The organism is Nocardioides sp. NPDC000445, assembly GCF_040300245.1.
Classification (GTDB): Bacteria; Actinomycetota; Actinomycetes; order Propionibacteriales; family Nocardioidaceae; genus Nocardioides.
This window is the reverse complement of record NZ_JBEPDH010000001.1, coordinates 396,862-410,095: the sequence shown is the minus strand read 5'-3', so window position 1 is coordinate 410,095 and position 13,234 is coordinate 396,862. Positions and strand designations below refer to the sequence as shown.

The window sequence follows — 13,234 nt, the reverse complement described above, 5'->3', positions numbered from 1 at the left end:
ACTGTGAGGGGCGCCACACCGGCTCCCTCGTGCGGCAAGTGAACGAAGGACATGTGATGCGTGCATTCCAGAACTTGATCGGCGGCGAGTGGATCGACGCCGAAGGCGTGATCCCTGCCGATGACCCGTCCACGGGCGAGGTCTACGGGCTGGTGCCGGACTCCGACGCCGCTGCCGTCGACGCCGCCGTCCGGGCTGCGCGGACGGCCTTCGAGGGCCCCTGGGCCCGGATGTCGGTCGGGGACCGCGCCGAAGCGCTGCGCCGGCTCGCGGGCGCGCTGGAGCAGCGGTTCGACACCCTGGTCGAGGAGCTGATCATGGACAGCGGCGCAACCGCGCGGTTCGCCCCGATGCTCCAGGTCGGTGCACCGCTCGCTCACCTGCGCGACTTCGCCGACATGGCCCATCACCTGGAAACGCCGGAGTCCTTCCCGCTCCAGGCCGGGCCGGCGCTGGGACAGTGGGAGCTGCACCGCGAGCCGATCGGCGTGGTCGGGGCGTTCACGCCCTACAACTTCCCGCTCTTCATGACCGTCTGGAAGGTCGCCCCCGCACTGCTCGCCGGCAACACGGTGGTCCTGAAGCCCTCACCCCTGACCCCGATCGGGCCCGAGGCACTCGCCGCCGCCAGCCTGGAGGCCGGCATCCCGGCCGGCGTGATCAACCTGGTCCATGGTGACAGGATCGCCGGTGAGGCCCTGGTCGCCCACCCCGACGTCGACATGGTCAGCTTCACCGGCAGCACCGCGGTCGGCACCCAGGTGATGGCCTCTGCGGCCGCCACCGCCAAGGACGTGATCCTCGAGCTCGGCGGCAAGTCGGCCGGCCTGGTGCTGCCCGACGCCGACGCCGAGCTGGCCGTACGCGGCATGCTCTTCTCCAGCATGATGCACGCCGGTCAGGCCTGCGTGGCGCTGACCCGGATGCTGGTGCCGGACTCACGCTACGACGAGTTCGTCGACCTGCTCGAGCAGCGCGCCAAGGTGCTCACCGTCGGTCCGGCAGCCGACTTCACCACCGACGTGGGCCCGGTCATCTCCGACGCCGCCCGCATCAAGGTCGAGAAGTTCGTCGCCGCCGGGCTGGAGGCAGGCGCCCGGGCGATCGTCGGCGGCGAGGCCCCCACCGGGTTGCCCGCCGGAGGCCATTACGTCAGCCCGACCGTCCTGGTCGACCTCGACAACGACAACCCGGCCGCGCACGAAGAGATCTTCGGGCCCGTGCTCTCGGTGATCCGCTACTCCGACGTCGAGGACGGGATCCGGATCGCCAACGACACCCGCTACGGCCTCGCCGCCGCGGTGTGGGGCACGGACCTGGTGCGCGCCCGCGAGGTCGCGCTGCGGATGCGTGGCGGGCTGACCTGGATCAACGACGCGGCCCAGGCCGACGTCACCAAGACTCCGCTCGCCGGGCGCGGGATGAGCGGCGTCGGACAGGAGAACGGCCGCGACGGCCTCCTGGCCTACACCAAGGTCCGCAGCCTCTACACGGCGCTGGACACCGACATCGACCTGCGCGCGTACGGCGTCGTGGGCAGCGAGTGGGAGTGACCATGACCAGCCAGGCATCGATCGACCGCACGATCTGCAAGGGCCACGGACGCTGCTACATGCTGGCGCCCGCCGTCTTCGACGCGGACGACGAGGGCTTCGGCGTCGTCGTCGGTGAGGCCACGACCCCCGGCGACACCGCCGCCCTCGAACGCGCCGTCAACAACTGTCCGGAGCGCGCGATCGCGTTCGCGTCCTCCGCAGCCACGCACTAGCCACCGGAAGAAGGAGACACCGTCATGAGCGAGCTCAAGGACGCCGAGAGCCCGGAGATCCAGACCGACTTCGACATCCACTCACCCGACATCGCCGACACCGTCTATGACGTCTACGACGAGATGCGCAGCAAGTGCCCCGTCGCGCACAGCAAGCACTACGGCGGGCACTGGGTCGCGACGAAGTACGACGACATCCAGGAGGTCCTCAAGAACCCGACGGTCTTCTCCAGCGAGTCGGTCAACGTGCCCGGCACCATCGGGCAGGACGGACCGATGATCCCGATCGAGGTCGACCCGCCCGACCACGGCATCTACCGCAAGCTGATCAACCCGCTCTTCTCGCCGAAGCGGATGGCAGCGCTCGAGCCGCAGATCCGCGACATCGCCAACGAGCTGATCGACCAGATGCTGGAGAAGGAGCAGGTCGACTTCATCCAGGCGTTCGCGAAGGAGTTCCCGAGCCGGGTGTTCCTGGCGCTGATGGGCTGGAACCTCGAGGACAGCGCCCAGTTCAACCACTGGGCCGACACCATCGTGCTGGGGGAGCCCGGTGCCAGTGAGGAGCGCGCCACCGAGGTGCGCATGGCGGCAGCCATGGAGGTCTACGCCTACTTCGGCGAGATGATCGACGAGCGCGCCGAGTCCGGTGACGCCGACGACATCACCCAGATCCTCATCAACGGCACGTTCGAGGACCGCGAGCTGACCCAGTTCGAGGTGCTCAACATCCTGTTCCTCTTCCTCATCGGCGGGCTCCACACGGTGCAGGGCCAGCTGGCCCACTCGGTCATCTATCTGGCCGAGCACCCCGAGGTACGCAAGCAGCTCGTCGACGACCCCGGGCTGGTGCCCACCGCGGTCGAGGAGATGCTGCGCTGGGAGTCGGCGGTCTGCCCGGCCCGGGTCGTCAAGGAGGACTACGTCCTCGACGGCGTACAGCTGCGGGCGGGCGACAAGATCCTGATCCCCTTCGGCGCGGCCAACCACGACACCAGCGTCTACCCCGACGCCGACGTGGTCGACCTGACCCGCGACCCCAACCCGCACCTCGCCTTCGGCGCCGGCAACCACCGTTGCGTCGGGTCGCACCTGGCGCGGCTCGAGCTGCGCGTCGCCTTCGAGGAGCTCCACCGGCGGATCCCGGACTACCGCCTCGACCCCGACAACCCGCCGGAGCGTCACCTGAGCCAGGTCAAGGGCGTGGTCTCGCTCCCGCTCTTCCTCGGCGAGTCGATCTGACCCGTCGTACCCGGAATCTCGCATCCCAACCAAAGGAGTACCCAAGATGACCGTCAAGTTCGGAACCGTGGAGTTCTACCAGGCGATGGGCGATGCCCTCAACAACGACCCGGTCTGGGCCGACAAGGGCAAGAACATCGACTTCGACATGGCCTACAAGTACGAGGCGCCGCTCGAGGGCCAGTTCTTCGTCAGCTTCGACAAGGGCCAGGTGACCAGCGTCCGCGACGCTTCCCAGGAGGATCTCGACAACGCCGACTTCCTGATCAGCGGCTCCAGCGACACCTGGAAGGGCTGCTTCGACGGCAGCATCAACCCGACGGTCGCGATGACCCGGGGCAAGCTGCGCGTGCGCGGCAAGATGGCGCAGATGCTCAAGAACATGCCTGCGTTCATGTACATCCAGGAAACCATGGCGAAGATCGACTTCGAGTGAGGAACTGAACGATGAAGTCACGAGCAGCAGTTCTTCTCGACGGCCCCGGCAAGTGGGACGTCATCGAGGTCGAGGTCGACGAGCCCAAGGAGTTCGAGGTCCTGGTGCGGTTCTCGCACGCGGGCCTGTGCCACTCCGACGACCACTACGCCCAGGGCGACGTCCCCGCGATGGCCTACCCGTTCGCCGGTGGCCACGAGGGCGCCGGCGTCGTGGAGAAGGTCGGTCCCGGCGTACGCGATCTCGAGGTCGGTGACCACGTGGTCGCCGCCTTCATCCCCGGCTGCGGCCGGTGTACGTGGTGTGCGCGGGGCATGCAGAACCTGTGCGACAACGGCGCCTACATGATGCTGGGCACCCAGCTCGACGGCACCTTCCGTCTGCACACCGAGGACGGCACCGACGTCGGTCAGTGCTCGCTGGTGTCGACGTTCTCCGAGTACTCCATCCTCCCCGAGTGGGGCGCGATCAAGATCGACAAGGACATCCCGCTCGAGATCGCCGCGCTGGTCGGCTGCGGGGTGCCGACGGGCTGGGGCTCCTCGGTCAACGCGGCCCAGGTCCGCCCCGGTGACGTGGTCGTCATCATGGGGATCGGCGGCATCGGGATCAACGCGGTGCAGGGCGCCAAGTTCGCCGGTGCGTCGCACATCCTCGCCGTCGACCCGGTGGAGTTCCACCGGGAGAAGGCGCTGGAGCTCGGTGCGACCGAGGCGTTCGTCAACATCGCCCAGGCCACCGACCGCGCCCAGCAGCTCACCAACGGTCAGGGCGCCGCCTCGGCGATCGTCACCGTCGGTGTCGCCAACGGCGAGCACGTCGCCGAGGCCTTCGCGGCGACCCGCAAGGCGGGCACCATCGTGCTCACCAGCATGTGCAACGTCACCGAGTACGGCATCCCGGTGAGCCTGTTCGAGCTGGCGATGTACCAGAAGCGGATCCAGGGGTCCCTGTTCGGGATGATGCAGCCCACCCGTGCGGTGCCGGACATCCTGCAGCTGTGGCGCGAGGGCAACATCAAGCTCGAGGAGCTCATCACCCGCCGCTACGCCCTGGAGGAGATCAACCAGGGCTACGAGGACATGCACGCCGGGCTCAACCTCCGCGGCGTCATCGACTTCAAGGCCTGACGAGTCGCCATGACCCACGTCGTCACCCGAGCCTGCTGCAACGACGCCAGCTGCGTACCGGTCTGTCCGGTCAACTGCATCCATCCGACACCGGACGAGCCGGACTACGGCACCGCCGAGATGCTCTACATCGACCCCGATGCGTGCATCGACTGCGGGGCCTGCGTCGAGGTGTGCCCGGTCGGAGCGATCAGCGCCGACTACGACCTCGCCGCCGACCAGGAGCCGTACGCACGGATCAACGCCTCCTGGTTCGACGGCGACGGGCGTCGCGACTATGCGCAGGAGCCCGTTCCGTCCCGGCCCACCACCTGGGCCGGGCGGAGCGGGGAGCAGCTTCGGGTGGCGATCGTGGGGTCCGGTCCAGCGGCGTCGTACGCGGCTGAGGAGCTTCTGTCGAAGCGCGGTCTCGATGTCGCCGTCGACATGTACGAGCGGCTCCCGATCCCTGGCGGACTCGTCCGTTTCGGGGTCGCCCCCGATCACCAGGACACCAAGCAGACCTCGGTCGCCTTCGCGCGCACGCTGAAGCGCAAGGGACTGCGGCTCTTCCTCAACACCGAGGTCGGCCGGGACATCTCCGTCGACGAGCTGCGTGCCAGCTACCACGCCGTGATCGTCGCGGTCGGCGCCCTGGACGACCGTCGCCTCGGCATCCCGGGGGAGGACCTCCCCGGCAGCCACTCGGCGACCGAGCTGGTCGGCTGGTACAACGGCCATCCCGACTTCGCCCACCGCACCTTCGACCTCTCCAGCGAGCGTGCCGTCGTCGTGGGCAACGGCAACGTCGCCCTCGACGTCGCCCGGATCCTCGCCTCGGACCCGGAACGGCTGGCGGGCACCGACATCGCCGACCACGCGCTCGCGCAGCTGCGGGAGAGCAACATCCGCGAGGTCGTCGTGATCGGACGGCGCGGACCGCAGGAGGCGGCGTTCACCACCAAGGAGCTGCTCGGCCTGATCCAGACGCCCGGGATCGACGTCGTCGTACGCAGCGAAGAGCTCACCCCGGCCGAGGCCGAGCCCGGATCGGCCGCCGCCGAGAAGCAGCGCCTGCTGCAGGAGCTGGGATCGCGTCCTCTGACCGCGCCCCGGCGGGTGGTTCTGCGCTTCCTGGCCTCGCCCGAGGCCGTTCTCGGCGAGGACTGGGTATCGGGTATCCGTCTGCAGCACAACCGGCTCGAAGCGGACTCCTCCGGCGTGGTCCGGCCGGTGCCCACCGACGATCTCGAGGAGCTCGCCTGCGGCCTGGTCTTCCGCTCGATCGGCTACCGCGGGTCGGCGGTGCCGGGCGTCCCCTTCGACGAGGTACGTGCCGTGGTGCCCAATACCGGCGGCCGCGTCCACGAGGCAGGCGAGCCGGTCCCGGGTCTGTTCGTGACCGGCTGGATCAAACGGGGCCCGAGCGGGGTCATCGGCACGAACAAGCAGTGCGCCCGGGAGACCGTGGCACACCTGCTGGCCGACTTCGACGCGGGCGCCTTGCCCGCGCCCCGGCAGGCGTCCGACGACATCGAGTCGCGGCTGCCCGGCCACGTCGGGCTGGAGGGCTGGCGGCAGATCGACACCTACGAGACCGGTGCCGGCCGGGCGGCCCGGCGCCCGCGCGTGAAACTGGTCGACATCGAGGAGATGCTCACCGTGGCGCGTTCAGGAGCCGATGCATGAGTTTGGACCCACGTACTCCTGTGCTCGTCGGCGGCGGGCAGTTCAACCAGCGCCCGGAGATCGGGGTAGAGCCTGAGGAGCCGGTCGACATGATCGCCCGCGCGGCCCGGCTCGCCGCGGCAGACGCGGGTGCTGCCGAGCTGGTCGAGCGGATCGACTCGATCCGCGTCGTCGGCATGCTCTCCTGGCGCTACCGCGACCCCGGCCTGCTCGTGGCCCAGCGGCTGGCGGCCTGGGTGCGGCACACCGTCTACACCGGCAACGGCGGCAGTCATCCGCAGGCGCTGGTGAACGACGCCGCCGAGGACATCGCGGCCGGTCGCTGCGACGTCGTGCTGGTCGGTGGCGCCGAGGCGTGGCGGACCCGGATGGCGCTCAAAGCCCGTGGCGAGCGCCCGGACTGGACCCGGCAGGACGACTCCGTGCCCGCGCCCGAGACCCGTCCCGACGTGCCGATGCGGGACCCGAGCGAGGTCATGGCGGGGCTCGACCGCCCGGCGTACGTCTATCCGCTCTTCGAGCAGGCGATCCGGATCGCCTCGGGGTGCACTCCCGACGAGCACCGCGATGCCATCGCCGCGTTGTGGGCGAGGTTCAACGAGGTCGCGGTCGGCAACCCCGACGCCTGGGTGCGGCGGCGCTGCACCGCCGAGGAGATCGCCACCGCGTCGCCGGCCAACCGGATGGTCTCCTCGCCCTATACGAAGCTGATGAACTCCAACAACAGCGTCGAGCAGGCGGCTGCGGTGCTGGTCTGCTCGGTCGAGGCGGCCCGACGCTACGGCGTGCCCGAGGACCGCTGGGTCTTCCTCCGCTCGGGGAGCGAGGCCTCCGACACCGCCCAGATCGCGGCGAGGCCGCGGCTCGACGCCTCGCCCGCGATCGATGCGGCCGCGCGCACCGCACTGGAACTGGCCGGTCTCTCGCTCGACGATCTGGGGCCGGTCGACCTCTACTCCTGCTTCCCGTCGGCGGTGCAGGTCGCGGCGAACGCGATCGGGCTGCCGCTGGACGACCCCGGCCGCCCGCTGACGGTCACCGGCGGGCTCACCTTCGCCGGCGGACCGTGGAACAACTACAGCACCCACGCCATCGCCACCATGCTGCGCGAGGTGCGCCGGACCCAGCGACCCGGGCTGGTCACCGCCAACAGCGGCTACCTGACCAAGCACGCCGTGGGCATCTACGCGCCCACCCCCGGCGACGGCTTCCGCCGGGCCTCGGCGCAGGCGCAGGCCGACGCGGTCGCGCCCACGCCGGTGGTCACGGCCTACACCGGGCCCGCCGAGATGGAGGCCTGGACCGTCGCCCACGACCGCGACGGCCGGCCGACGACGGCGATGGCGGCGCTGCGTACGCCCGGAGGTGGCCGGACGCTGGCGCGGTCGGACGCACCCGAGATCGCCGAGCGTCTGGCGGCCGAGGACCTGGCCGGGGCCAAGCTCGACGTCGCGGCCGACGCCACCTTCGAACTGCCCTGAAACCCCTACCCGAGGAGAGTCCCATGACCGCATCCACCTCCGACTTCGAGGCGACCTATCGCCGGCACGTCGACGGCGTCGTCGCCGGCGACATGAAGGCCGTGCTCGCCGACATGGCCCCGGGCTCGGTCCCGGGAGTCTTCGAAGGGGTCCAGGTCCCAGGTGCCCAGGTCGACGCCGCCGAGATCCGCTCCGCCCGCGTGGACGGCGAGGGCGAGCGCGGCGTCGGCGAGGCCGTCTACACCACCCCCGACGGCACCATCGGCCTCCGCTCGGGCTGGGGCCTCGTCGACGGCGTCTGGAAGGCCGACTCGCTGGAGAACTTCGACCCGGCGAGCCAGGGATGACCGCAGCCACGACCGAGGTCCTCCCGACCGGCCCCGCAGGCGACGACAGCGACCGCCCCTTCTGGGAGGGGCTCCGCGAGGACCGTCTCCTGCTGCCGCGGTGCGGCGCCTGCGGACAGAGCCGTGCGCTCGGCCGGGTCATGTGCTCCGGTTGCTGGTCCTTCCGGACCGAGTGGTCGCAGGTCAGGCCCGAGGGCACCGTGCACACCTGGGTCCGCAGCGCCCGCGCGTTCATGAGCGAGCTCGACGTCCCCGTCCCGTACGTCACGGTCCTGGTGCAGCTCGACGACGCTCCGGTGCGGCTGCTGGGCATCCTCCTCGGCGAGGACCCGCGGCCGGCGATCGGTGACCGGGTCACGGGCGTGATCCAGCAGCCCGCGAACGCCGAGTGGCCGGTGCTCCGCTGGCGCTCGACCGGGGAGGAGGGGCGATGAGTCTGCGCGGAACCACGGCGATCGTGGGGGTCGCCGACATCCACCACCCACGCGGCAAGGCACAGGTGGGCGAGCGCGAGCTCGTCCTCCAGGCGATTCTGGAGGCGTGCGCCGACGCGGGGATCTCACCGCGCGACATCGACGGGTTCACCTCCTACGCCGGAGGCGACAACAGCGGGCCGGTGCTCGCGGCCGACCTGGGTGTGCGCGAGCTGCGCTGGTCGAGCATGGTCTGGGGCGGGGGAGGAGGCGGCGCGGCAGCCGCCATCGGCGCGGCTTCGGCCGCAGTCGCCACTGGCCAGGCCGAGTGCGTCGTCGCCTTCCGCGGGATGTCCCAGCGCGAGACCGGTCGTCTCGGCTACGCCAAGTACTACTTCGACAACAACTACCTGCCGCACGGTGTCGCCACCCCGGCCCACGTGTGCGCCCTGCGTACGCAGCGGATGCTGGAGCACGACGGCGTGCCCCGATCGGCGATGCGCAACCTCGTCCTGGCCGCCTACCAGCACGCCCAGAACAACCCGGGCGCCGCGGGCTACGGCAAGCCGCTCGACGAGGCCGGCTACGACGCCTCGCCATTCATCGTCGAGCCGTTCCACCTCTTCGACTGCTCACGGGAGAACGACGGCGCGGTCGCGCTCATCGTGGTCTCGGCCGAGCGCGCTCGCGCGCTGGGCCGCCCCGCGGCGTACGTCCTGGGTGCTGCCCAAGGGGCACCGGGCGGCTACTCCGCGCTGAATGAGAACGACGAGCCCTACACCTCGGCGGGGTTCGCCGATGCCTCCTCCGGGTCGGGCGTCGCGTCCCGGCTGTGGGCGGAGGCCCGGGTGAAGCCGGCCGAGGTCGACGTCGTCCAGGTCTACGAGAACTTCAGCGGCCCCGCGGTCGCCTCCCTCATCGACCACGGACTCTGCCCGCCCGGCCCCGCGGCCGCCGAGGTGATGACCGTCGAGAACCTCACCGCCCCTGGCGGCTCGCTGCCGGTGAACACCTCCGGCGGCAACATCGCCGACTCGTTCGTCAACGGCATGGGCCTGGCCGTGGAGGCCGTGCGGCAGATCCGCGGCACCTCGACCAACCAGGTCGACCGAGCCGACACCTCGCTCTTCATCGGCGGACCGATGGCACCGCTGGTCAGCTCGGTGCTCCTCGGCAGCGAACAGACCCTCTGAGAAGGAGCTCACGATGTATGACCGCCCCCAACTCTTCATCGACGGAGAATGGACCGATCCGGCGAAGGGGACAACCTACGAGGTGATCGAGGCCGCTACCGGCGATCCCTTCGCCACCACGGCTCTCGCCACCGCCGAGGACGTCGATGCCGCCGTCGCCGCGGCGCGTGCGGCACTGTCCGGTCCGTGGAGCCGGATGACGCCGTCCGAGAGGGCCCAGCTCCTCGGCGCGTTCGCCGCCGCGCTCGGTGCTCGCCGCAAGGAGACCGCCGCCCTGGTCACCCGGGAGAACGGCATGCCGATCTCGCTCTCGCACGTCGTCAACGGCATCGCTCCCGGCTTCATCACCGGCTACTACGCCGAGCTGGCCGCGTCGCTGAGCCTCGAGGAGACCCGGCCCAGCCCGACCGGCGGAAGCACCCTGGTGGTCCGCGAGCCGGTCGGCGTGGTCGCCGCGGTGACGCCTTGGAACTATCCGCAGCCGCTCGCGGTGATGAAGATCGCCCCGGCGCTCGCGGCCGGATGCACGGTGGTGCTCAAGCCGGCGCCCGAGACCGCCCTGGACGCCTTCGTCTTCGCCGACGCTGCCGCGGGGGTCGGGCTGCCGCCGGGCGTGCTCAACGTACTTCCGGGTGACCGTGACGCCGGCGCCCACCTGGTCGAGCATCCCGGCGTCGACAAGGTCGCCTTCACCGGCTCGACAGGTGCCGGCCGGGTGATCGGCGCGACGGCCGGCCGTCTGCTGCGCCCGGCCACACTGGAGCTGGGGGGCAAGTCCGCATCGCTCGTCGCCGAGGACGCCGACCTCGACCTGGTGACCGCGAAGCTGCTCGAGGTCTCGCTGCCCAACAACGGACAGACGTGCCACGCCGCCACCCGGATCCTGGCACCGCGCAGCAGGTACGCAGAGGTCGTCGACGCGGTCACCGAGACGGTGCACGCGCTGAGGGTCGGCGATCCCCTGGACCGCACCACCCAGATCGGTCCGCTCGTGTCGCAGGCCCAGCAGCAGCGGGTCGCCGGCTATATCCGGCAGGGCCGCGACCTCGCCCGTCTCACGACCGGCGGCGGCATCCCCGACCGCCCAGGCTGGTACGTCGAGCCGACCGTCTTCGCCGACGTCGACAACGACAGTGTCATCGCCCAGGAGGAGATCTTCGGGCCGGTCCTGGTGATCACCCCGTACGCGGACGAGGACGAGGCCGTCGCGCTGGCCAACGCCTCCGACTTCGGGCTCGGGGGAGTGGTGTGGAGCGGGGACGACGAGCACGGCCTCGCCCTGGCCAGGCGGATCAGCAGCGGCACGGTGGGTGTGAACCACTACGAGCTGCACATCAACGCGCCCTTCGGTGGGGTCCGCTCGAGCGGCCTGGGCCGCGAGCTCGGTCCGGAGGGGCTGGATCCCTACCTGGTCGCGAAGTCGATCTACCGCCGCTGACCCAGCTCGCTGCTGGTCGAGCCCCGCCGGGGCTCGACCAGCAGTTCTGCTCTTCAGCGCAGCAGGTCCTTGGCGACGATGTCGGTCATGATCTCGTTCGCACCGCCGTAGATCCGCTGCACGCGGGCGTCCACGAACGCCCTCGCGACGGGGTACTCCAGCATGTAGCCGTAGCCGCCGTGCAGCTGAACACCGGCATCGATGACCTCGTGCTGCAGGTCGGTGGCCCAGGCCTTGGCCTTGGCCGCGTCGACCGGCGAGAGCGTGCCGGCGTTCCACTCGCGCACGCAGCGGTCGATGTAGGCCCGAGAGACCTCGACGGCGGTACGTAGGTGCGCCAGCTTGTGCGCGGGCACCTGGAAGTCGGCGATCCGGCGACCGAAGGCGGTCCGCTCCTTGACGTACTCCACCGTCCAGCCGAGCACCGCCTCGGCGGAAGCCTGTCCGGCGATGGCGATGCCGAGCCGTTCCAGGGGCAGGCTCTGCTTCAGGTACGCCAGTCCCTGACCCACCTCGCCGAGCAGGTTGTCCGCGGGGACGTGCACCTGGTCGAAGGAGAGCTCGGCGGTGTCCTGGGCACGTAGCCCGACCTTGTCGAGCTTGCGGCCGCGGGTGAAACCGGGTGTGCCGTCCTCGACGACGAAGAGGCTGAAGGAGTCACCGGCGCGGGCGAAGACGATGACCAGGTCCGCCAGGATGCCGGAGGTGATGAACGTCTTGGAGCCGTTGATCAGCCAGCCGTCGCCGTCCGGCACCGCGCTGGTGGTGATCCCGCGCAGGTCGCTGCCGGCGCCCGGCTCGGTCATCGCGATCGCGCCGATCGTCTCGCCGGTGACGAACCCGGGCAGCCAGCGCTTGGCCTGCTCCGGTGTCGCGTGCCTCAGCAGGTAGTTCAGCACGATGTCGTCGTTGGTCGAGAAGCCCGACTGCAGCGAGCTGGCACCCACCCGGGCGATCTCGAGCTGCAGGATCATCCGGTAGCGGTAGTCCGTCTCGCCCGGGCCGCCGTACTCCTCCGGCACGGCCAGACCGAGAAGCCCCTGGCGGCCGGCGGCCAGCCAGGTCTCCCGGTCGATCTCACGCTGCTCGTCCCAGCGTTCGAGGTTCGGCTGGACCTCGCGGGAGACGAACTCCCGGACCACCTCCCGGAACTCCTCGTGGTCCGTCTCGAACAGGTCGCTCTCCATGTCCATCCCCTTCCAGTAAACCTATCGACAGTAGGTTATTGGAAGACGTACGTCTCCGCCAGGGGTGACCGCGGGGCAGGATCGGGCGGGCCGGGCCTGGGTCAGGCGGTCTGGGCGAAGTCGGCGTCCGACGCGGGTGCGTCGGTGCCGGCGGCGGAGTCGATGCTGCCGAAGTGGGCGACGCCGAGGAGGTAGCTGCGAACGGTGTGCTCGAAGATCTGCTTGGTGTTGAGCTGGTTCGCCGCGCCGGCCGCCGTCAGTGCCGGGAACCGTTCGGGGTCGGCGTGCTCGAAGCGGACCCGGGCGCGCGAGGGTGGACGCATCGCCTCGGCGATCGCGGCGCCGAGCGAGACCTTCTCCAGGCCGTCGAGGATCTGCACGTGCAGGTCGACCGGTACGCCGCACTCGCTCAGGTAGAGGGCCGCCTGCTCGTACATCTCGGTGAGCAGGTCGCGCGGCATGAACCGGAGGAGGATCGGGGCGGCGTTGCGGTGCCGCAGCACCGAGGCGCGGAAGTTCAGGGCGAGCTGGGTGAACCACTCCGCCCAGTCGTTCTGGCCGGGCTTGCGGGGCAAGGGGGTCTTGGCGACGATCGCGTGAGCCACCGCGGCGAGGATCTCGTCCTTGTCGCTGAAGTGGTGGTAGAGCGACGGGGCCTTGACGTTGAGCTCACGGGCCAGTCGCGGCAGGCTCAGGGCATCGATGCCGTCTCCGTCGATGATCTCCAGGGCGGCCTTGACGGTCGCCTCTCGGCTGATCAGCGGTGTGCTCGGTCGTGCCATGGTGCCCTCCTTGGTCCTGCGGCCCTCGATAACCGCATCACTTTAGATTCTCGCATGTCTTTACCGAATCGCCGACGGCTCGGGCGTGATTTGCTGGTTACACTCTTGTAAACCTAACGACAGAAGGTTTAGTGTGATCGCGATCCCAT

The 13,234-nt window shown here is 70.1% G+C and carries 13 protein-coding genes; 11 read left to right on the top strand and 2 right to left on the bottom strand.

Annotated elements, in window-relative coordinates:
- Positions 1-56: 56 nt before the first annotated feature.
- From ABT304_RS01915 to ABT304_RS01865, 11 genes are read left to right on the top strand one after another with little or no spacing between them, the layout of a single operon-like run.
- Positions 57-1,553, top strand: coding sequence for an aldehyde dehydrogenase family protein (locus ABT304_RS01915; protein WP_350713096.1), 1,497 nt, complete (start codon positions 57-59; stop codon positions 1,551-1,553).
- Positions 1,554-1,555: 2 nt separating this feature from the next.
- Entirely contained in the window at positions 1,556-1,768 is a 213-nt protein-coding gene (locus ABT304_RS01910) for a ferredoxin (RefSeq protein WP_350713095.1), read from the top strand.
- 24 nt (positions 1,769-1,792) lie between these two features.
- Complete coding sequence (locus ABT304_RS01905; protein ID WP_350713094.1) at positions 1,793-3,010, top strand: cytochrome P450; 1,218 nt, start codon at positions 1,793-1,795, stop codon at positions 3,008-3,010.
- 46 nt (positions 3,011-3,056) lie between these two features.
- A complete protein-coding gene (locus tag ABT304_RS01900) occupies positions 3,057-3,446 on the top strand; it encodes an SCP2 sterol-binding domain-containing protein (protein WP_091047968.1) in 390 nt (129 codons plus the stop codon).
- An 11-nt stretch (positions 3,447-3,457) separates the two neighbouring features.
- A complete protein-coding gene (locus tag ABT304_RS01895) occupies positions 3,458-4,576 on the top strand; it encodes an NDMA-dependent alcohol dehydrogenase (protein ID WP_350713093.1) in 1,119 nt (372 codons plus the stop codon).
- A 9-nt stretch (positions 4,577-4,585) separates the two neighbouring features.
- Positions 4,586-6,244 (top strand): FAD-dependent oxidoreductase, encoded by a 1,659-nt coding sequence (locus ABT304_RS01890; protein ID WP_350713092.1) that lies wholly within the window; start codon positions 4,586-4,588, stop codon positions 6,242-6,244.
- The gene (locus tag ABT304_RS01885; protein WP_350713091.1) at positions 6,241-7,725 is read left to right on the top strand and encodes an acetyl-CoA acetyltransferase; all 1,485 of its coding nucleotides are present in this window, start codon (positions 6,241-6,243) and stop codon (positions 7,723-7,725) included. Before ABT304_RS01890 ends, ABT304_RS01885 begins: the two co-directional genes overlap by 4 nt.
- A 23-nt stretch (positions 7,726-7,748) precedes the next feature.
- Entirely contained in the window at positions 7,749-8,072 is a 324-nt protein-coding gene (locus ABT304_RS01880; RefSeq protein ID WP_350713090.1) for a hypothetical protein, read from the top strand.
- On the top strand, positions 8,069-8,506 hold the full coding sequence (locus tag ABT304_RS01875; RefSeq protein ID WP_350713089.1) for a Zn-ribbon domain-containing OB-fold protein: 438 nt from the start codon (positions 8,069-8,071) through the stop codon (positions 8,504-8,506). The genes ABT304_RS01880 and ABT304_RS01875 overlap by 4 nt, the downstream gene beginning before the upstream one ends.
- Positions 8,503-9,678 carry a thiolase C-terminal domain-containing protein gene (locus ABT304_RS01870; RefSeq protein ID WP_350713088.1) on the top strand — a complete coding sequence of 392 codons (1,176 nt, stop codon included), beginning with the start codon at positions 8,503-8,505 and terminating at the stop codon, positions 9,676-9,678. Before ABT304_RS01875 ends, ABT304_RS01870 begins: the two co-directional genes overlap by 4 nt.
- Positions 9,679-9,691: 13 nt before the next feature.
- On the top strand, positions 9,692-11,116 hold the full coding sequence (locus ABT304_RS01865; RefSeq protein WP_350713087.1) for an aldehyde dehydrogenase: 1,425 nt from the start codon (positions 9,692-9,694) through the stop codon (positions 11,114-11,116).
- Positions 11,117-11,169: 53 nt separating this feature from the next.
- On the opposite strand, the gene ABT304_RS01860 is transcribed toward ABT304_RS01865, so the two are convergent.
- Together ABT304_RS01860 and ABT304_RS01855 are read right to left on the bottom strand one after the other, a co-directional pair.
- On the bottom strand, positions 11,170-12,303 hold the full coding sequence (locus ABT304_RS01860) for an acyl-CoA dehydrogenase family protein (protein WP_350713086.1): 1,134 nt from the start codon (positions 12,301-12,303) through the stop codon (positions 11,170-11,172).
- A 101-nt stretch (positions 12,304-12,404) separates the two neighbouring features.
- Positions 12,405-13,085, bottom strand: coding sequence for a TetR family transcriptional regulator (locus tag ABT304_RS01855; RefSeq protein ID WP_350713085.1), 681 nt, complete (start codon positions 13,083-13,085; stop codon positions 12,405-12,407).
- Positions 13,086-13,234: the final 149 nt, after the last annotated feature.